The organism is Flavobacterium poyangense, assembly GCF_011751075.1.
In the GTDB taxonomy this organism is placed as follows: Bacteria; Bacteroidota; Bacteroidia; order Flavobacteriales; family Flavobacteriaceae; genus Flavobacterium; species Flavobacterium poyangense.
This window is the reverse complement of record NZ_JAALLN010000019.1, coordinates 13,794-31,820: the sequence shown is the minus strand read 5'-3', so window position 1 is coordinate 31,820 and position 18,027 is coordinate 13,794. Positions and strand designations below refer to the sequence as shown.

18 protein-coding genes are annotated in these 18,027 nt (G+C 39.6%); 11 read left to right on the top strand and 7 right to left on the bottom strand.

Annotated features, from left to right (window positions below):
- Positions 1-9: 9 nt before the first annotated feature.
- Positions 10-1,395: a RagB/SusD family nutrient uptake outer membrane protein gene (locus G3A47_RS19715; protein ID WP_243860522.1), complete on the top strand. Its 1,386-nt coding sequence runs from the start codon at positions 10-12 to the stop codon at positions 1,393-1,395.
- 11 nt (positions 1,396-1,406) lie between these two features.
- Complete coding sequence (locus G3A47_RS19710) at positions 1,407-4,055, top strand: alpha/beta hydrolase family protein (RefSeq protein ID WP_166925525.1); 2,649 nt, start codon at positions 1,407-1,409, stop codon at positions 4,053-4,055.
- A gap of 74 nt (positions 4,056-4,129) precedes the next feature.
- On the opposite strand, the gene G3A47_RS19705 is transcribed toward G3A47_RS19710, so the two are convergent.
- The 3 genes from G3A47_RS19705 to G3A47_RS19695 form a co-directional block, all read right to left on the bottom strand.
- Positions 4,130-4,402: a DUF6520 family protein gene (locus G3A47_RS19705; protein ID WP_166925523.1), complete on the bottom strand. Its 273-nt coding sequence runs from the start codon at positions 4,400-4,402 to the stop codon at positions 4,130-4,132.
- Between the two features lie 82 nt (positions 4,403-4,484).
- Positions 4,485-6,005, bottom strand: a complete 1,521-nt coding sequence (locus tag G3A47_RS19700; RefSeq protein ID WP_166925521.1) for a MauE/DoxX family redox-associated membrane protein — start codon at positions 6,003-6,005, stop codon at positions 4,485-4,487.
- A gap of 213 nt (positions 6,006-6,218) precedes the next feature.
- Positions 6,219-6,509 carry a hypothetical protein gene (locus G3A47_RS19695; protein WP_166925519.1) on the bottom strand — a complete coding sequence of 97 codons (291 nt, stop codon included), beginning with the start codon at positions 6,507-6,509 and terminating at the stop codon, positions 6,219-6,221.
- 399 nt (positions 6,510-6,908) lie between these two features.
- Between G3A47_RS19695 and G3A47_RS19690 the strand changes: the two genes are divergently transcribed.
- From G3A47_RS19690 to mobC, 3 genes are read left to right on the top strand one after another with little or no spacing between them, the layout of a single operon-like run.
- On the top strand, positions 6,909-7,301 hold the full coding sequence (locus G3A47_RS19690; RefSeq protein ID WP_042565366.1) for a plasmid mobilization protein: 393 nt from the start codon (positions 6,909-6,911) through the stop codon (positions 7,299-7,301).
- Positions 7,286-8,536, top strand: coding sequence for a relaxase/mobilization nuclease domain-containing protein (locus G3A47_RS19685; RefSeq protein WP_166925517.1), 1,251 nt, complete (start codon positions 7,286-7,288; stop codon positions 8,534-8,536). Before G3A47_RS19690 ends, G3A47_RS19685 begins: the two co-directional genes overlap by 16 nt.
- Positions 8,537-8,554: 18 nt before the next feature.
- The gene (gene mobC, locus G3A47_RS19680; protein WP_166925516.1) at positions 8,555-10,543 is read left to right on the top strand and encodes a conjugal transfer protein MobC; all 1,989 of its coding nucleotides are present in this window, start codon (positions 8,555-8,557) and stop codon (positions 10,541-10,543) included.
- A 49-nt stretch (positions 10,544-10,592) separates the two neighbouring features.
- On the opposite strand, the gene G3A47_RS19675 is transcribed toward mobC, so the two are convergent.
- On the bottom strand, positions 10,593-11,027 hold the full coding sequence (locus tag G3A47_RS19675; RefSeq protein ID WP_166925514.1) for a DUF1810 domain-containing protein: 435 nt from the start codon (positions 11,025-11,027) through the stop codon (positions 10,593-10,595).
- Positions 11,028-11,345: 318 nt separating this feature from the next.
- Here G3A47_RS19675 and G3A47_RS19670 point away from each other — a divergent pair, with 318 nt between their 5' ends.
- From G3A47_RS19670 to G3A47_RS23970, 6 genes are all read left to right on the top strand, one after another.
- Positions 11,346-11,735 carry a single-stranded DNA-binding protein gene (locus G3A47_RS19670; RefSeq protein ID WP_166925512.1) on the top strand — a complete coding sequence of 130 codons (390 nt, stop codon included), beginning with the start codon at positions 11,346-11,348 and terminating at the stop codon, positions 11,733-11,735.
- A 38-nt stretch (positions 11,736-11,773) separates the two neighbouring features.
- Positions 11,774-12,133: a DUF7222 domain-containing protein gene (locus tag G3A47_RS19665; protein ID WP_166925510.1), complete on the top strand. Its 360-nt coding sequence runs from the start codon at positions 11,774-11,776 to the stop codon at positions 12,131-12,133.
- Positions 12,134-12,160: 27 nt separating this feature from the next.
- Positions 12,161-12,541 (top strand): Cas9 inhibitor AcrIIA9 family protein, encoded by a 381-nt coding sequence (locus G3A47_RS19660; RefSeq protein WP_166925508.1) that lies wholly within the window; start codon positions 12,161-12,163, stop codon positions 12,539-12,541.
- Positions 12,538-13,854 carry a PcfJ domain-containing protein gene (locus tag G3A47_RS19655; protein ID WP_166925505.1) on the top strand — a complete coding sequence of 439 codons (1,317 nt, stop codon included), beginning with the start codon at positions 12,538-12,540 and terminating at the stop codon, positions 13,852-13,854. The genes G3A47_RS19660 and G3A47_RS19655 overlap by 4 nt, the downstream gene beginning before the upstream one ends.
- Positions 13,855-14,124: 270 nt before the next feature.
- A complete protein-coding gene (locus G3A47_RS19650; protein WP_166925504.1) occupies positions 14,125-14,595 on the top strand; it encodes a JAB domain-containing protein in 471 nt (156 codons plus the stop codon).
- Between the two features lie 58 nt (positions 14,596-14,653).
- Entirely contained in the window at positions 14,654-14,776 is a 123-nt protein-coding gene (locus tag G3A47_RS23970) for a hypothetical protein (RefSeq protein ID WP_256371228.1), read from the top strand.
- A 210-nt stretch (positions 14,777-14,986) separates the two neighbouring features.
- On the opposite strand, the gene G3A47_RS19645 is transcribed toward G3A47_RS23970, so the two are convergent.
- Genes G3A47_RS19645 through G3A47_RS19635 form a run of 3 tightly spaced genes read right to left on the bottom strand, consistent with a single transcriptional unit; the run spans position 14,987 to position 17,978 of the window.
- Positions 14,987-15,787 (bottom strand): hypothetical protein, encoded by an 801-nt coding sequence (locus G3A47_RS19645; RefSeq protein ID WP_166925502.1) that lies wholly within the window; start codon positions 15,785-15,787, stop codon positions 14,987-14,989.
- A gap of 11 nt (positions 15,788-15,798) precedes the next feature.
- The gene (locus G3A47_RS19640; RefSeq protein ID WP_166925500.1) at positions 15,799-16,968 is read right to left on the bottom strand and encodes a hypothetical protein; all 1,170 of its coding nucleotides are present in this window, start codon (positions 16,966-16,968) and stop codon (positions 15,799-15,801) included.
- A gap of 26 nt (positions 16,969-16,994) precedes the next feature.
- Positions 16,995-17,978: an HNH endonuclease gene (locus tag G3A47_RS19635; protein WP_166925498.1), complete on the bottom strand. Its 984-nt coding sequence runs from the start codon at positions 17,976-17,978 to the stop codon at positions 16,995-16,997.
- Between the last annotated feature and the right edge of the window lie 49 nt (positions 17,979-18,027).

Below are 18,027 nucleotides of genomic sequence, written 5' to 3'. Positions count from 1 at the left end.
TATCCGGTTATGAAAACAAAATTTTTATTTGCATCCCGATCTTTAATATTTATGATTCTGCTAGTCGCTGTTTCCTGCGATTCTTTTGTGGAAGTAGATCTGCCAAAATCACAATTAACCACAGAATCTGTTTTTGAAAATTATAACACTGCCGAAGCGGCTCTTACCGATATTTATTCAAAAATAAGAGACAGGGGAATGCTAACAGGTGATGGCATTGGAATATCAAATCATCTTGCCTGCTATTCCGATGAGATGATAAGCAATGAGAGTGTATCAAATCCAAGTTTCAGCTTTTACGCTAATGCACTCCTTCCTACCAATACTATAGTCGCGGACTATTGGAATTCTGCTTATAATCAGATTTATGCCGCCAATTCAATTATCAGCGGTTGCGAACACAGTTTGTCGCTGACGCAGGCCCAAAGAAACCAGCTGACCGGCGAAGCACTTTTTATTCGTTCTCTGGAGCATTTTTATTTATTGAACATTTTTGGAAGCGTACCGTATGTTTCGGGTACGGATTACAAAACAAATAGTAAAATTTCAAAAATGGCTCCTGAACAGATGTATGCAGAAATTATCTCTGATCTGGAAACTGCCTCAGATCTGCTTCCTGAATCCTATATAGCCGCACCTCGCATTCGTCCAAATAAGTATGCTGCAAAGGCGCTTCTGTCCAGAATCTATCTCTTTAGCGGGAAATTTCCTGAAGCCTCAAATGCAGCATCAGCAGTGATAAATAATCATAGCCTGTATGCCGTCGAAAATATAAACTCTGCATTTCTCTTAAACTCTAAAGAAACATTATGGCAGCTTCATTCCGGCACAGCCGGCAAAAACACCGCTGATGGCGCCTATTTTATATTTACCGCAGGCCCACCGCAGTTTGTCTGGATGAGCAGCAGCCTGTACAATTCATTTACGGACGGCGACCTTCGCCGAACGTATTGGACAAAAGAAGTTAAGGATGCATCGGGAACCTGGCACCATCCTTATAAATATAAAGAAAATTTTGATACATCAGTCTCGAAGGAATACACAGTGGTGCTTCGGCTTTCCGAACAGTTTTTAGTACGATCTGAAGCAAGGGTTATGCAGGGAGATCTTATCGGAGCCAAAGAGGACCTGAACAAAATCCGAAAAAGAGCAGGCCTGCCAGATACCCAGGCACAGACACAGAGCGAAATACTCGATGCCGTTCTTGAAGAAAGAAAACATGAACTTTTCACAGAATACGGCCACCGTTTTTTTGACCTCAAAAGAAATGGAAAGCTTAACACCTCGCTTGTAAATATAAAGGCCGGATGGAATGCCACCGACCAGTTTTTTCCAATTCCCGAGGCAGAAATTAATGCAAATCCTAATCTAAAACCGCAGAATCCGGGATACTAATTACAAAACTTATGCTTACAAGATATTTTTATCAAAGATTATATGCCTTCAGGGCATTGTTTTTACCTTTTTTAGTTTTATTATTTATTTTGCCGTTAGTAGCCTGTCCCTTATGGGGACAGGTGGTGCAAAAAAAGAATCTGACACCTGATTCTTATGCGCAGTGGGGTAATGTTGAACTAGAAAATATATCGCCTGACCAGAAATGGGCAAGCTTTAGAATGAGATACAAAAATGGCTCAGATACGTTGTTGGTGCGAAATGTCTCCAGTCTTAAAACCTTCAATTTTCCTGCTGCCAAAAACAGCATTTTCTCTTCTGGCGGGATGTTTTTCTGCCAGACTGGAAAAGATCTGATCATACTAGACCTTTCAAATGGCAGAAAAGAAATCATTAAAGAAATAAGTAATTTTAACTATTATGAAAAAAACGAAAAGCTCGTTATTCTATCTACCTTCGAAAATAAAAACCGCACACTTACAATCCGATCATTAAAGACTGGAAAGGAAAGGCAAATCACCAATATTGACCAGTTCTCACTTAATAAAGAAAAGGGTATGCTGGCATACAGCACATTTTCAAAAGGCAAAAGTGCCATTTCAATTGCCAACTTGCAGAAAGACAAAACTTTTGAAGTTGCTGAAGGCGCTCTTCCTTTCTCCAACCTCAGCTGGCAGAAAAATGGACGCTCACTAGCTTTTACGACAGGAAATGATCCGCAGCATCCTCAAGCTATTTATCATTTTATTGCATCTGAAAAAAAACTTCACGCTTTTAAATTCATGCCTGACAGTAATTTGATTATTAATGCAGATACAGCATTTGACTCAGAAAGTCCAATTATAATATCGGACGATCTGCAGCAGCTGTTTTTCTCTACTTTTTCTTTTAATCCGCAATCAGACAAAAATGAATCAAAAAATGTTGAGCTGTGGGGTTCAGCTGATAAAAGAACTTATATTCAGCAGCAGAATGCAGACAGAGTAAAAAAAGGAAGAGTTGCAGTCTGGACTCCAGTTATAAATAAAGCTTTATACATCACATCATCTGATCTTCCTGATCTAATTTTAAGCGGTGATATGAGATATGCTGTTTTATCAAATCCAGCAGATTATGAGCCTCAGTTCAAATACACAGCGCCAAGAGATTTTTACGTAATGGATCTGCAGAATTTTGAGAAAAAATTATTCCTTAAGAACATCACACCTGAGCCTCATAGTTTTATTGCATCACCTGCAGGTAAATACTTTGCTTATTTTAAAGATGGAGACTGGTGGACTTATAATTTTAGTACTGGAATTCATAAAAATATCACCGCTAAAATCGGCATTAAGTTCACTGCCAAAGAGCAGTCACTGGTGCCTGAATCTGTATGTGGCAGTCCAGGATGGACCCAAAATGATACGGAAATACTGCTGTATGACCAGTTTGATCTCTGGGCAGTAAGTCCTGACGGAAATTCTTTTAAAAAACTTACTAGAGGAAGGGAATCGGGCATTAAATTTAGAATTGCAAATTCGCATGATAAATCTCGATTTAATCATTTATTTGATGGACTGATACAGGATAATTTTAACCTAGATAAGGATTTAGTTTTGAGCGCAAGGGGAAACGATGAAAAAACAGGATTTTATATCTGGAGTAAAAAAGTTGGAGAAAATTCCATTATTTACAAAGATGCTTTATGCGACCAGATAATTTATAGCGAAGGGAAGAAATATATATTCTTTCGCGAACAGAAATTTGACATGTCTCCAAGATTGGCAATTGCAGGTACTTCATCACCTTCAAAATACTATTTTAAAAGTAATCCCCAGCAGGATCAATTTTTCTGGGGCAGATCACAGCTCATCGAATATCAAAATTCAAAAGGAATAAAACTAAAGGGAGCCCTGTATTATCCCGCAGCTTACAATCCTTTGAAAAAATATCCAATGATTGTCAATATCTATGAGCGAAAGTCATATGAACTTCATAAATATCAAAATCCAACTTATTTTGTGGAAGGTGGATTTAATCCGTCTGTATTTACATCTGAAGGCTATTTTGTATTGCAGCCTGATATCAGATTGCAATTTCAAAATCCTGGAATTTCTGCGGCTGACTGCGTCATTAGCGCAGTAAAAAAGGTTGTGCAATCTGGCATTGTAGATGAAAAAAGGATCGGACTCATGGGCCATTCTTTCGGCGGTTACGAATCTTCGTTCATAATAACACAGACTGAATTATTTGCGGCGGCTATAGCAAGCGGTGCCATTACAGATCTCGTCTCCTTCTATTATACTATAAATAAAGGCAATGGCAGACCAGATATGTGGCGGTTCCATAATGAAGAATGGAATATGGGCGGCACGCCTTATGAAATACCCAAAGCATATTACGATAATTCGCCTATCAATTTTGTTCAGAATGTGCAGACCCCAGTGCTTCTCTGGAGCGGTAAAAATGACTATCAGGTGGATACTCACCAGAGTATGGAATTTCATCTTGCGATGCGTCGTGCAGGTAAAAAAAGCATGATACTTTTATATCCTGACGAAGGGCATGGCATTATAAATCAAGAAAAACAGAAAGATCTTTCAGTAAGGACATTAGAATGGTTCGATCATTTTTTAAAGGATAAAAAAAGCGAATGGATTACTGTTCCTTCACCGCTTTAATCACAATAATAAAAACAATGCAGTTCCAAAATGGAACTGCATTGCCATTTAAAAATGCAGATTCTAAATCCATATTACGGATTTTGTTTGTACAGCGGCTGCACGCAGTTTGTGTCCAAATCGTATGCGATAGGACTGTTGTCGTCCACACGGCAAAGGTTTGGAGTCGGCGTGTCATCACATTCAATTCTTACATTACTACAGCCTGCAGTTGCACTAGGGAAGTATCCCCATTTGAAGGCCTCGTCTTTTGGGGCACTCTGCATGGAAGTTGTAGCAAAAGCCCCACCCAATGCCAAAGCAATAACAGCTGCCGGCATCATGTTTTTCAAAAATAACTTTTTCATGATTTCTAATTTTTAATTTATATAGGATCTACTTTTATCTACAGGTGTTCGATCTTCGTTCCTGATACTGATCAGTATATTTTTAATTCGTTGACTTATATTTTTTAATCTGCTTGCTCTTTAACTCGTAAACCACTAGATCAGTTCCAATTATGGCATATAAATACTTCCCATTTACCATTATTGAACGAAGCTGTTTTGAAGCAGTATGAAAAACTGGAAAACTCAGCAGATACGTATTCCGCTCTATATCATAAACATCAATAATAAAGCAGGTCTCCCAAAGCTTATCCCTTTCATATTTTCCCTTCACTTTTGAATTTACAAACAATAGATTTCCTGACATTGCAGCATTTTCATTTACTACATAAGATGGTGTAGACATGGCATATCTTTTCCCTTCCTTTAATTTGGACACCTTCATTTTTACTTTAGATATGGTGTCGATAGTATGACCGCGGCGAATGAGATTGCCTTTTTGATCAGCAATAATTAATTCATTGCGATAGCGGTGTACGTACACCATTTTTTTGCTTACTGCAGAATAAAGCAGTACACCGTCAGTATCAAATATACCGTCTACCTGTTTTTGAAGTAACGTTCTGTTAAACTTAGCTTTTGGAACAGTGTACTGGTCAAAAATCCCAAGCATATTCTGCATATTATTTGAGCTGTTGGATCTGACTGCGACGCTAGTGGAATCTACTGGCTGCGCAATTGTAAAGTATGGACTGCCCTTTAATTCTCTATCCACTTTCCAATTTTTTAAATCTCCTCTTAAAACGATCGGAACGCTGCCGTCCGTCAGATAGAAATAAGGACTTTGGATTTTTGTCGTTATCATCTTAAATGGGATTTTCTTTGGATCCATTAATATTTTTTCTTCTTTTTTGTCAATAAGCAATGCACTATAAGACTGTATGTATGAAGGGTAATCGTAATTTGCCAGATATATTCTGCCGTCTGATTCACCAGCTATATAAAATGAATTGTATCCCAGATTTATTTTCTTTTTAAATTCAGCAGGATGCTGCGGGTAGCGTCTTATAAATGGGTTATCATAGTACATTACTTTTTCTGATGAAAGAAACAAAATCACTACCGTAAAAATACCTCCCATAATAGTTCCCAAAATTGCTTTAATGGTTGTGAGATTTCTTTTTCCAGCATTATTGCTATCTGCTGGTTTGGCGTTTAATATAATAGCCAATGCAGCAAGCGAAACAAAGGCTATATTAAATATAAGATGTGTATTCCAGCTCATTTTCTCAAGCACGCCGCCACAGGAACAAGGCACAAAAGAACTGTAATGGAGCAGTATAAAAATATATGCCGTAAACATCGTCATTAATCCCAGAGAAAAGAATAACGCTGTCATTTTTGTCCGTCGGTTCAAAAGCATCAGAGCGATAAGAAGTTCTATGACGATTACTGCAGGAGAAATCCAATCTGCATATATGCTAAGCATGGGAGACTGCCCAATCTGCACTTTAAAACTTTCAAAATCCAGCAGCTTGCTTATTGCCGCATAAACAAACAATAATATATACAGATAGGATATGGTTAAAATAATATTCTTCTTTATGGGGCCAATTGAATTCATTTCTCAAATATTTTGTATTAAGCTTACTTTTTAGAGGTGAATCTTTTTATTATGCATTACAAATTTAAATGAGATAATTCCTATAGACACTTTAAAAATCAAGCCAAAAACTTTGAAAATCAGGCAGTTTTACATTTTATCTGGCATAAAAAATAAATGCCTGCACTTTGTAAGAATTGCGCAGGCATTACATCATTGTAATTGTTTTTGAAATCAGCCTTTTATCGAAGCGCTGATTCCGGCAAGTTTTTCATGCAGCTCTACAAGCCCCGCTTTCTGAAGGCACTCTTGCGAAAGACTCTCCAGTTCTGTCCTTCCCTGCTCGCTTATGCTCTCCAATAGTACCGAAGATCCTTCCCTGATCTTCAGCCCATCCTGTATCAAATGGCTTAAAAGCAGCACATTTTTTCGTGAAATTTTCAAATCCATTTTCACCGGCTCATTCATGCCAGGGATACTCAGCACCGTATCAAAAACCTTGGCCGCATCATTTGCTGTAATCATACTTCATCATTTTAAATTAATATTTCACTTACCGTAAAATTATAAAGTATCATCCCTATTTACCCTACTCAAAATTTGGGGAGGATTGCAGGGTATGTCTGCCTTTTCTAATTTAGCTCTCAGGTTAATCCCTAGTACCTGTTCAATTGGTGCATTTAGATTTTTAAAGCAGATCCTGAAATGGATTTCCTTTAATTTTTAATAGGGATGACAGCTTCTTCTTAGCTGATTGCTACAGCTGAAAAAGGACTTTTAGAAGCTTTCAGACTGCAGTTTTTTGCAGTCAGCAAGATGTCTGGTTGTATCACAACCAAAAATCTTGCTGCCCCTCTGCTCGGAACTCGCTGGCAGTGAAACTTTAAAATTGAATGAAATTGAAACAATGAAAAAGAAAAGATCATGGAAGAGAAAAACAGCGGCAGAAACAGATGGCTGCACATCCGGCTGACCAAAGACGAATTCGAGCAGATAGACAGAAATTTTAAAGCTTCAGTCTGCCGCAAACGAAGTGATTTTGTGCGCAGAAATCTGCTGAGAAAACCCATTGTAATGAGATATAGAAACGAGTCGCTGGATAAGCTGCTTCAGGAGCTTATCCAGCTCAGAACACAGCTGAATTTCATGGGAAATAATTTCAATCAGAGCGTTAAAAAACTCCACACCCTTTTTGAAATTGCCGATTTCAGAATTTGGATTCTGGCTTTTGATTCCGACAGGAACAAATATTTTTCGTTGGTTGAAGAAATAAAAAAACACATTGAAAATCTCGCCCAAAAATGGTTGCAGTCATAAACACAGGACACTCGATTAGAGGCATCTTCATGTACAATGAGAATAAAGTTTCTCAGGGTGCAGCTGTCTGCATCGGCGAGGGAAATTATCCAATCGATATTGAAAAAATGTCAGAATCTTTTAAGCTCGGCGTATTTCTAAAACAGCTCCATCTCAATGAAAATGTAAAGCGCGGCGCTGTGCACATCTCACTGAATTTTGACCGGTCCGATAAGGATTTATCAAAAGAGAAACTCATGCAGATTGCCTCTTCTTATATGGAGAAAATTGGATTCGGCGCACAGCCTTATCTAGTTTACCAGCACCACGATGCGGGACATCCGCACCTGCATATCGCAGCCATAAATGTGAGGGCAGACGGATCCAGGATTAACATGCACAATATTGGAAGAAATCAGTCCGAAACGGCCCGCAGAGAACTGGAGATTTCTTTTAATCTGGTTCGGGCGGACTCGAGAAAAAAACAGAGTCCGGCGCTAATTAATGCCATTGATGCGGAAAAAATAAAATATGGAGCAATAGATTCCAAGAGAGCCATCGGCAGTGTACTAAATGCGGTCATTCCGCACTACAAATACACAACCCTGGGTGAGCTGAACGCAGTATTGAACCTCTATAACGTGAAGGCGGAAAGGGGAAAGGAAAATTCAAAAATGTTTCAGAATAAAGGACTGATCTACCAGATTCTGGATGAGAGCAAAAAGACGGTCGGGGTTCCTATAAAAGCCAGCAGTTTTTATTCCAAGCCTACCCTTTCCCGGCTTGAAATTAATTTTGCCGCCTCCAAAACTTCTCGCATGATAAACATGAAAAGAACACGAAATGCGGTGGATCTGCTGCTTTTGAAATACCCATCAATTACGCTCTCGCAGCTTGAAACGCGGCTGGCTAACCAGGGCATTACGGCAGTTGTCAGAAAAAATGAACAGGGGTTTATATACGGCATGACCTACATAGATCATAACACCAGATGCGTTTTCAACGGAAGCAGTCTCGGACCTGAATATGCAGCCAAAGGTCTCCTGCAGCGTCTGGGCCATTCCTCCCATTATGAGAAGCAGTATACAGTTGCTGATGGTACCGCTCAGAAGCACGGCTCTTTTATTTCCGCAGGGGAAGTGCAGCGGATAATTGATGAAGTGCTTTACGCCGGAACGCCGTCAGATTACGTTCCCAGAGAGTTTAAAAACAAGCGAAAAAAAATAAAAAGAAAAGGACAGTCAGATAATAATTAACACATAAAAATCAACAGTATGCAGACGGGAGAAAATGAACAGGCGCTTAGAAAAATTTTAGATATGACTAGACTGATGGGCATCACACTGCTGCTCATCCATTTTTATTATTACTGCTTCGATTCCTTCAGGCAGTGGAATCTTGCACCTGATTTTGCCTGCAGGATACTGGAGAATATTTATCGTACGGGGCTTCTGGACAGCTTCCATAAATCAAAGCTTTTTGCACTTGGACTCTTGGTTATTTCCCTCATGGGGGCCAGGGGAAGAAAAGATGAAAAACTCCATTTTAGAACTGCTTTTTATTATATCTCAATGGGTCTCCTGCTTTACTTTGGATCCTATCTGGCTTTTGTAATATTTGCAGATGCTAAGGTCTGCTCCGTACTATATATCTCACTGTGTTCTTTGGGCTATCTGATGACGCTTTCCGGGGGCACCCTGCTCTCCCGCATTATCCGCAGAAAGCTGGGTTCAACAGATATTTTTAATAAGGAAAATGAAACTTTCCCTCAGGAGGAAAGGCTTATTGAAAACGAATATTCCGTTAACCTTCCCGCACGCTATCATCTCAAAGACAAAGTGCGCAGCAGCTGGATTAACATTATAAATCCCTTCCGAGGCATTCTGGTTCCAGGCACGCCGGGTTCGGGAAAATCATACTTTGTAATCCGCCATATAATCACCCAGCATATTGCCAAAGGCTTTTCTATGTTCATTTATGATTTCAAGTTCGACGACCTCACTGTTATCGCCTATAATGCCTGGCTGAAATTCCGTCATCTTTATGCCGTGGAACCCAAATTTTACATCATAAATTTTGACGACCTCTCCAGAACCCACCGTTGTAATCCTCTTGATCCTGCGGCAATGACAGACATTACCGATGCCGCTGAATCTGCCCGCACAATCCTTATGGGACTCAATCGGGAGTGGATTAAAAAACAGGGCGACTTCTTTGTGGAATCTCCTATAAATTTCCTGACAGCCGTCATCTGGTACCTTCGAAAATACAACGATGGCGAGTTCTGCACCCTGCCCCATGTCATTGAAATGATCCAGACCGACTATGAAAGCCTTTTCACGATTCTGAGAACAGAAAAAGAGATCGAAGTGCTGATCAATCCCTTTGTCAGCGCATTCCTGAATGAGGCAGTCGACCAGCTGGAGGGTCAGATAGCATCGGCTAAAATCTCGCTGGCGAAACTCTCCTCTCCTCAGCTTTACTACGTACTCTCGGGCAGTGATTTTACCCTTGACATCAATAATCCATCCGACCCGAAAATTGTTTCAATGGGGAACAATCCGCAGAAAATACAGACATACGGGGCAGTGCTTTCCCTTTTTGTCAGCCGTCTTATCAAACAGGTAAACCAGAAGGGAAAACTTAAAAGCAGTCTTATTTTTGACGAGTTCCCCACCATCTATCTCAATAATATTGACAGTCTGATTGCAACGGCAAGAAGCAATAGAGTGAGCACCTGTCTTGGAATACAGGACTTCAGCCAGCTTCGCAAAGACTACGGCCGCGAGCAGGCTGATGTTATCATTAATATAGTCGGAAATATTGTCTGCGGACAGGTCAGCGGGGATACGGCCAAACAGCTCTCAGAGCGTTTCGGAAAGATAATGCAGGATAGGGAAAGCCTCTCCATAAACAGCAGCGACACCTCCATCAGCCGTTCCCGACAGCTGGAATCCGCAGTGCCGCCTTCGAAGATTTCTTCGCTGAGTTCGGGAGAATTTGTAGGCATGACAGCCGATAACCCGGACTGCAGAATTGAGCTAAAAACCTTTCACTGCGAAATTATCAACGACCACGAAAAAATTAAAAAAGAAACAGCTGCTTATAAAGAAATTCCGATCATACGAACAATTGACAATGTTATCATCCAGAAAAATTATCTGCAGATTAAAATTGAGATTCAGGAAATAATCCACAGCGAAATGGAACGGATAATTAAAAGCCCGGCACTTTCGTCACTGGTTCTCAAAAAAGAAAAATAACTTTTAATCCTTCGATGTTTTCTTGAGGCAGAAAAAAAGAAATGTTTTTTTAGCTGCCGGATTCTTTTATAAGCTCCAGTGTCTTTTCGTCCTGCTCTCCATTGTAATATTTCTCAAGCACCTGCCTGAAACATTCAGGCGTTTCAGGCAGTAGTCCGAACAGGGTCATGCAGGATTTAAGTTTCCTTTCATCTGGCCTGCCCAGAATTTCAAGTGCCGTTTTATTCTCGATCTCAAGCATTGCCTGGGTAATTTCCACCAGACGTTTTCCCAGTATCGGGTGATTGAGATACAGTGAAGCTTCCTTTAGGTTTTCAATGCCGTAAAAGATGTTATAATCCGTGAATCCCAGTCCTCTTAACTGGGGGAAAATAAACCACATCCAGTGGGTCTGTTTGCTTCCCTGCCTGATCTCGCGCAGTGCATTCTCATACGTTTCCCTTTGTGCCTCTAAAAAACGGTTCAGATCATATCGCTTTTCCATTGCATTGCTTTTTTGTCACCTGAAATTACAAAATATTTCAATGCCGATCCCAAAACAGGCATCTGAAATAGGGGTTCAGCCTGCTGTAAAGATTGATAAGGAAATTTTCAATGAAAACGGATTAAAAGAGCCGCGAAAATAGCACCCGCAGGCTCCTGCATGCGCATAACGGCCTTGCCGCCCTTCGGGACTTATAGCACTCCGGATCCTTGATCGGGCGCTTGATTTTGTGCTTTCTTTTTTCCCGTTTTTCTTTTGAAAAATTTCATGCGGGGCTTGAGAAAAGACAGAAAAAATATTCACTTAAAATTTTACATCATGGAAATCTCAGGACGAATTACAAAAGATGCCGTAACGGCAAAAGTTTCAAATGACAGGGAGGTGGTAAATTTCTCCATTGCCATAAACGACAGCTACAGACCAAAAGGGGCTGACGAGCTAAAAAAGATAGTAACCTACATCGACTGCTCCTATTGGATGGGTTCCAAAATGGCGCAGTGGCTTAAAAAAGGAACCGTGGTTGAACTCTTCGGGCGTATAGGTCTGAATGTCTACAATAATGCCGAGGGCAAAGCGCTCGGTTCACTGACCTTTCACACCAGTAATATTAAAATACTGGTTTTCCCGAAAACAGAAAACACCGCTGAAGTTCCCGCAGTCCAAAAGAAAAATACGGATCAGGACACCCCTGACGACCTGCCTTTCTAATTGGAATATATACCGTTTCACATCAAAATTTATACGCCATGAAAGCCTTTGAAAAATCAGTTTACATAGAATATCCCGTATCCGCCCAGTTCAAAAAAATAGTCCTCTCCAATATGGAATCTTATGACGGAACAAAAAAAGAGCAGTTAAAATCTTTCTTGGAAGACCTGCAGAAAAATGGATGCATCTGCGGAATGATTTCAGAGTTTGTCTACAACTCGGACTGCAGGAAATTCTATATCCAGCATTTGGATGATTTGGAAAATATCCGATATGAAATTGAAGATTCCCTTGGGAAATCTGTCAAAAACCGCCATCCACTGCCCCATTACACTTTTGTATGCTGGCTCTGCTTTGAAGAATACTGTTTTGACATCTACAGAAACAGTTTTGAATAACGCTTTTTCAATCTTAAAACTTCCTTTATGAAAGCATCAGATAAATTTAAAACTGCTATAGAAACCTACCTGAGCGAAAAAGCGCAGAACGATGCCGTTTTTTCAGCGGACTATAAAAAAGAGAGCAAAAACCTTGAAAGCTGTTTCCATTACATTTTCGGCGAGGTCAAAAAAACAGGGGAATGTGCCTTTGACAATCAGGAAATCTTTGACATGGCTGTGAAGTACTACACAGACGCCACGATTGGAACGCCTGCCCCTGTTCAATGCAGAGTAGCAGTAAGCCCCCCTGCCAAACCTGATTTGTTCTCGACTGCCACCGCAGTATCTGAAACCACAGTTCAAAAAACACAGACAGTTCTACCTGTGAAGCCTGTACAGAAAACCCTAACACTCTTTGACGTATGACACCAAAAACAGTTATAGAGAAAGAAATCAGCGCCTTAAGCACCACCCTAGCCCCAATCACAGCGCAGATTCATCAGTGGGCGGAAAAATACATTTTCCTGAAATGGGCGGTGCTCTCAAGGGGAAAATTCCATTGTCTGGAATGCACCCGCTCGTGGAAGCCTGACTGTGAAAGCCAGTCATGCCAGAACTTTATCAAATGCGCCTCCTGTCAGGGCAAACTTAAAATGCATCACCACAATCAGGTGCATTTCAAAGAAATCGAATATTTCGCCCTCACCGCTACCTGCTCTGGCTATCAGGTAGTGCGCATCATCTGCTCGCACAAGAACATGAAAAAGAACTTTCTTCCCGACTATTCCCACACGGAAGTCATGCAGCATTGGATAAATCCAAAAGGGGAAGTGCGCACCATCTCAAGAAGCACCAATGTTTTTTCCAATGCCTATGATGCATGGCAGTACTATTCCTCTTTAGAAATCCGTCCAAAGGATTTTCAGAACTCGCCAAAATACCGCATAAATCCCTACAAGGTTTATCCGCACATGAAAGTGATTCCGCTTTTGAAAAGAAATGGTTTTAAGTCTTCCGTACACGGCATTGCACCGCAGATACTCTTTACTGCTCTTTTAAAAGACCCCATTGCAGAAACCCTTTTAAAAAGTTCGCAGACCTCTCTGCTCAAGCATTATCTCACCTCCCATGAACAGCATCTGCGTGAAAACTGGCAGGCAGTAAAAACCTGCCTTAAACAGCGTTATCAGATTCAGGACATAAAAATTTGGGAGGATTATATTGTCCTGCTCCGATGGTTTAAAAAAGACCTCAGCTCCCCTGCACTTGTCTGCCCTGAAGATTTAAACGAAGCGCACGACAGGCTTGTTGCCAAAAAAAGGGATATTCAGCGCAAGAAACATCTTGAGCAGATGCGTGCTGAAATACAGAAAGCAGAGCCGATTTATGAAAATGATAAAAAACAGTTCTTCGGACTTTCTTTTACCGATAATGACCTTACCGTAAAAGTCCTTGACCGTGTGCAGGATTTTCTCCAAGAGGGCGACACGCTCCACCACTGCGTATTTACCAATGAGTATTATAAAAAGAAAGATTCTCTGATCCTCTCGGCGCAGATTGAAAACAGACCTGTGGAAACCATTGAAATCTCCCTTTCGAGAATGGAAATTATCCAGTGCAGAGGGCATCGCAATAAAGCCACTAAATATCACAGCAGGATTCTTAGGATTATAAATAAAAACCTGCCTGAGATTGCCCGGCGGTTGAAAAAGCAGAAAAAACAGACTGCTCCTGCTTAACCCATTTTACTATTGATACCGCAGATTTTACACTGCGGTATTTTTTTTGGCGCGCAGACACTTTAAGGTGCACGGACCAGTCCCGGCTTAGGGGCTATTGTGGAATGTTAAGTCAATTTCATCACAAAGTTCGGGCACGTCCTTCGGTTCTCCGCAAAAAATTCCCCCATAAATGCAGGGCTGCGCTCCTGCTTTATTGCGTTGCTTTCTGCGTTCGCTCGTCCCTGCCCGCACAGCGGTGCTGTAATTAATCTTAAAACTACAGCAATTATGAAAAATCAACATCAAAACACAGAATGGCAGAAAGTATCAGAAATCGAACTGATCTATAAAACCAAAGTAAAAAGCACTGAAAAACCGTGTATCACTTCTTCCAGAGATGCTTACCGCATACTGCTTGACAGCTGGGATCCCGGCAAAATAGAATTCTTTGAGCAGTTCAAAGTGCTGCTGCTCAGCCAGTCCAACAGGGTTCTGGGAATCTACGAGGTGTCCTCAGGAGGCATCTCGGGAACTGTGGTTGATATGCGCCTGCTTTTCGCGGCAGCCCTTAAAGCCGCCGCCGTCGGGATAATTATCACCCACAACCATCCCTCAGGAAAAACATCACCTTCCGAGGCCGACAGAAATATGACCCGAAAAATCCGCGAAGCAGGAAAACTGCTGGATATTCCGCTGCTCGACCACCTGATCGTAACACCTGAAACCTATTACTCTTTTGCAGATGAAGGCGCCTTTTAAGGGCGTTTTCATCTTTCATGCCCTTGCTCTGTTCTGGTTTTTTAAGTATTTTTGACCTATGAATCCTGAAGAAATAAAACGCTACTTTGAAGCCTCACCGCCGCCGAATCCCGACACGGACAGCCATTCATTGCTTCAAAAACCAAATGACAGCAATCCTGAAGAAAAAAAGGATTTATAGAAATATCATTATAACTTTTTCGCTTAGATTCATTTTAATTCCATCTGATTTTGCAATGAAATCAAATAGACTCCGATCTACCTCACTTTCTGAAAATGAATAATAATACATAGGACTTTCGATTTCAAAATAAGAAATCTGCTTGGTCTTTGTTCAATCAACCTCCTAATAATTCATTAAAATATAGAGCTGCTAACAAATAATCAGTTTTTAAATATTAAATGATTCTCCAAGGCTATCTATATGAAATTCGCCATAGTACCGTTTCATCAGATTTTCTAATTCCTTTCTTTTCTTCTCTTTCAAATCGCCATCAAGCATGGAACTAAAATCTTTGGTATACTGGTCAAATAAGGCACGCACAAACTCCACCTCTTTATTAGTGCGTTCATAAGCTAAGTCATAGAGCTCATAGTTCTTATAGTGGCAGCGAATACCTTTTTTGTTGGAGAAATACTGAAAAATTTCCTGGTTGTTTAAACCATGTGTCTGTCTTAAGCCAGAAGCTATTATAATGAGATACTTTTCATTAGGCTTTGTGAACACGTCAATCGGCCTTTCTCCTGTAAGTGTAAACACTGGTATATCTTCAAAGTATCCTAAAAACAATACCAGTCCATACCAGGATGGTCTTTTAAAAACTGTTCTTCCTTCATTTGCCGCTTGATCAAAGTCGATTTCAACAATGCCTTGTGCCTGTGTTTCACCTTTGGCCAGATGATTGAACTGCGTTTTAGAAATCAAATACAATTTTGCAAGAGTCTTAATTTCATTATTCTTTTCAGTTTCAATAAATGCTATCCCGCCATTCCAAGAACTGCTCTCTCTTGCAAAAAATAGTTCAAAATTGATTTCATAGGGACGGATATCTTTAGGCGGGGTCAAATCAGAGCATGGCTCATAGTTTCGTTCGGATCCGCTGGGAATTCCTCCGTTTATGTAGTGTAAAAATCTTTCTTCTGACATATTTGAGCCATACGCCGCATACCAAACCAAATCTTTGTTTACCATGATGTATAATTCTAATTAGGAAATGAAAATGCCATAATTTCTACCTGAATTTCCCTATCCGGGTGGTCTTTATGTCTGAAAATATAAGAAAAGCTGCTTTCTTCCCTATCCTTTAGATGCTTAACATAATAAATACTTTTGGCAGCTTCTTCCTTAATTTTAGCTAAGACCGCGTTAAAATCAGCATTTCGAACAAAAAGTACAAGTGTGGATTTTGTATCTCTCCATGTTAAATAACCAAATAACTGCTCAAGAGCCTGATGAAACTGTCCTGCTCCATGCCATACCTTAAACTCAGCTACAAACAGATTACTTCCGTCGTCGCTTTTTAATATTATATCTGTTTTTCCATTTTTATTAAAAGCTTCACCAGCAGCAACCGCACCTATATATCTTGATTCCAGAAAAGCCAGACCGTAGTCCCTTAAATCTTCTTCTCCTTTTCCTGAATAAATTGAAGGTTTCTGCTCAGCACCACGATAAGCTTTGTAAATAGTACTAAGGACATCATTATAAAGTTCTGCAGAAAAATCTTTACTTGGAATTTCACGTTTTTTGATAACAGATTCTTTCTTTTCAAATAAACTTTTTAAATCTTCTAATTCATCAGGCACTTTTTTCTCAAGATCTTTTATTATTGTCTCATAAAACTCCATTTTACCATCCTCCGGCATTTCGTTGATAACATCAAAAAAGAAATCTTTTCTGCTTTGGCTCTTTCCTTCAGATTTCCTTTCTTCTATGTACACTTTGTAGCTAGGAATTGAATCATCAACTTCTCTCGCAATGTCTAAAAAAACTGATCCGGTCATGTACGCTGATCCATTTAAAATTTTAAACAATCTGTTAAAAGCTCTTACCCAGTTTTTTTCTTCCATATTACTATTCTCTTGGTTTTTAAATAATGCTATTGTTGACTTATTATTTGAAACGTAATCCATTCCTTTAGAACTGATAAAATACTCACATTGACCATCTAAGGTCGAGTTATCACGTCCTCTTACGAACTCGACTAGACTAAATCTTTCCAGTTCATATTCCAAAGCCTTGAATTTAAGTCTGTTTAATTCACTTGGCAGGCGGCTCAATTCTAAAATATTTGCCAAAGAACTCGCAAAGGAAGACTCGGAGAGTCCTATAAGAAATAAATCAGTAAATTTTGCCTTTTCTTCTGGTGTCATCTTTAATATCAATTAGAAAATTATTTTTAATCATTGCGGTCCGTTTTCTGAGGAACTGGAATATGTTCCATATGCTCAAACTGCATTTCGATTTTTTCTTCTTCTTCCACAACTTTTTCTTTATCGCTCATATTTAATTGCTTGCGAGTAAGATAAACACCCTCTAAATCTAAGAATGTTGGACAATATGACAACTCCATTGTTCCTCCTTGGAGCTTTAAATCGGCTTTACTCAAAGGGAGATAAATCTGAAAAACGAAATTACTGTAAGCTAAAACAAAAAGCATATTAGGAACAGGATTTTTATGATCATCCTTTCTTTTGAAAAGCATACAGCTAACAAATGGAATGGGTCTAATACCTCCTGCAATTGACATAAAAACAATAAGATTTTTCAAATTCTGAGGACTTTCCTGATGATTTTCTTCATTAATCCACGCCATTGTAGTTTTATAGTCAATTAGTTCACTTTCCGGCATAATTGTAAGTGCCATCTTTGTAAGTGTTTTGTAAACAGCAATAGGCACGTAAGATCTTTTTTTTGCAGTAAAAGTTATAGTTTTGGTTTCTGGATCGACGCTAATAATATTATCATCAGTGTATTCAGCAATTTCAACATTTTTAGATCCTATATCAATCCGCGATTTATCATTAATTGTTTTAAATGATGGGACACTTCTTTTTCCCTTTACCTGTGACAGTGTATGCCAGAGGTTCATGTAATTACCCATGTGGCTTTCAAGCAGACGAGAGAATTTGCTATTGCAGGCATCACACTCATAATTTGCTACAAGTTTTTTGTTTCCGATAAATTCAGGAATTGCATGGGCAATTGTGCTAAAGGTTGTTTCACTTTCATCTTTATTACAAAATCTGCATACTCTTTCTTTTTCATTTCCTAAGAAAATTTTAATTTCTTTATTTAAATGATATGTTGTAAACGGCACATAGTTATCATTAAAGAAAACCATGAGCTGTTTGGTTTGAGCATTCATTTCATAATTTTGCATCTAAAATCGTTGTTAAATTAATTTCCTATAAATCTATATTAATTTCATC

Bases quoted from the DNA above. Each gene is read 5' to 3' on its own strand.
- G3A47_RS19715 (WP_243860522.1), top strand. From the start codon at position 10: ATGAAAACAAAATTTTTATTTGCATCCCGATCTTTAATATTTATGATT.
- G3A47_RS19710 (WP_166925525.1), top strand. From the start codon at position 1,407: ATGCTTACAAGATATTTTTATCAAAGATTATATGCCTTCAGGGCATTG.
- G3A47_RS19705 (WP_166925523.1), bottom strand. From the start codon at position 4,402: ATGAAAAAGTTATTTTTGAAAAACATGATGCCGGCAGCTGTTATTGCT.
- G3A47_RS19700 (WP_166925521.1), bottom strand. From the start codon at position 6,005: ATGAATTCAATTGGCCCCATAAAGAAGAATATTATTTTAACCATATCC.
- G3A47_RS19695 (WP_166925519.1), bottom strand. From the start codon at position 6,509: ATGATTACAGCAAATGATGCGGCCAAGGTTTTTGATACGGTGCTGAGT.
- G3A47_RS19690 (WP_042565366.1), top strand. From the start codon at position 6,909: ATGGAAGAGAAAAACAGCGGCAGAAACAGATGGCTGCACATCCGGCTG.
- G3A47_RS19685 (WP_166925517.1), top strand. From the start codon at position 7,286: ATGGTTGCAGTCATAAACACAGGACACTCGATTAGAGGCATCTTCATG.
- mobC (WP_166925516.1), top strand. From the start codon at position 8,555: ATGCAGACGGGAGAAAATGAACAGGCGCTTAGAAAAATTTTAGATATG.
- G3A47_RS19675 (WP_166925514.1), bottom strand. From the start codon at position 11,027: ATGGAAAAGCGATATGATCTGAACCGTTTTTTAGAGGCACAAAGGGAA.
- G3A47_RS19670 (WP_166925512.1), top strand. From the start codon at position 11,346: ATGGAAATCTCAGGACGAATTACAAAAGATGCCGTAACGGCAAAAGTT.
- G3A47_RS19665 (WP_166925510.1), top strand. From the start codon at position 11,774: ATGAAAGCCTTTGAAAAATCAGTTTACATAGAATATCCCGTATCCGCC.
- G3A47_RS19660 (WP_166925508.1), top strand. From the start codon at position 12,161: ATGAAAGCATCAGATAAATTTAAAACTGCTATAGAAACCTACCTGAGC.
- G3A47_RS19655 (WP_166925505.1), top strand. From the start codon at position 12,538: ATGACACCAAAAACAGTTATAGAGAAAGAAATCAGCGCCTTAAGCACC.
- G3A47_RS19650 (WP_166925504.1), top strand. From the start codon at position 14,125: ATGAAAAATCAACATCAAAACACAGAATGGCAGAAAGTATCAGAAATC.
- G3A47_RS23970 (WP_256371228.1), top strand. From the start codon at position 14,654: ATGAATCCTGAAGAAATAAAACGCTACTTTGAAGCCTCACCGCCGCCG.
- G3A47_RS19645 (WP_166925502.1), bottom strand. From the start codon at position 15,787: ATGGTAAACAAAGATTTGGTTTGGTATGCGGCGTATGGCTCAAATATG.
- G3A47_RS19640 (WP_166925500.1), bottom strand. From the start codon at position 16,968: ATGACACCAGAAGAAAAGGCAAAATTTACTGATTTATTTCTTATAGGA.
- G3A47_RS19635 (WP_166925498.1), bottom strand. From the start codon at position 17,978: ATGCAAAATTATGAAATGAATGCTCAAACCAAACAGCTCATGGTTTTC.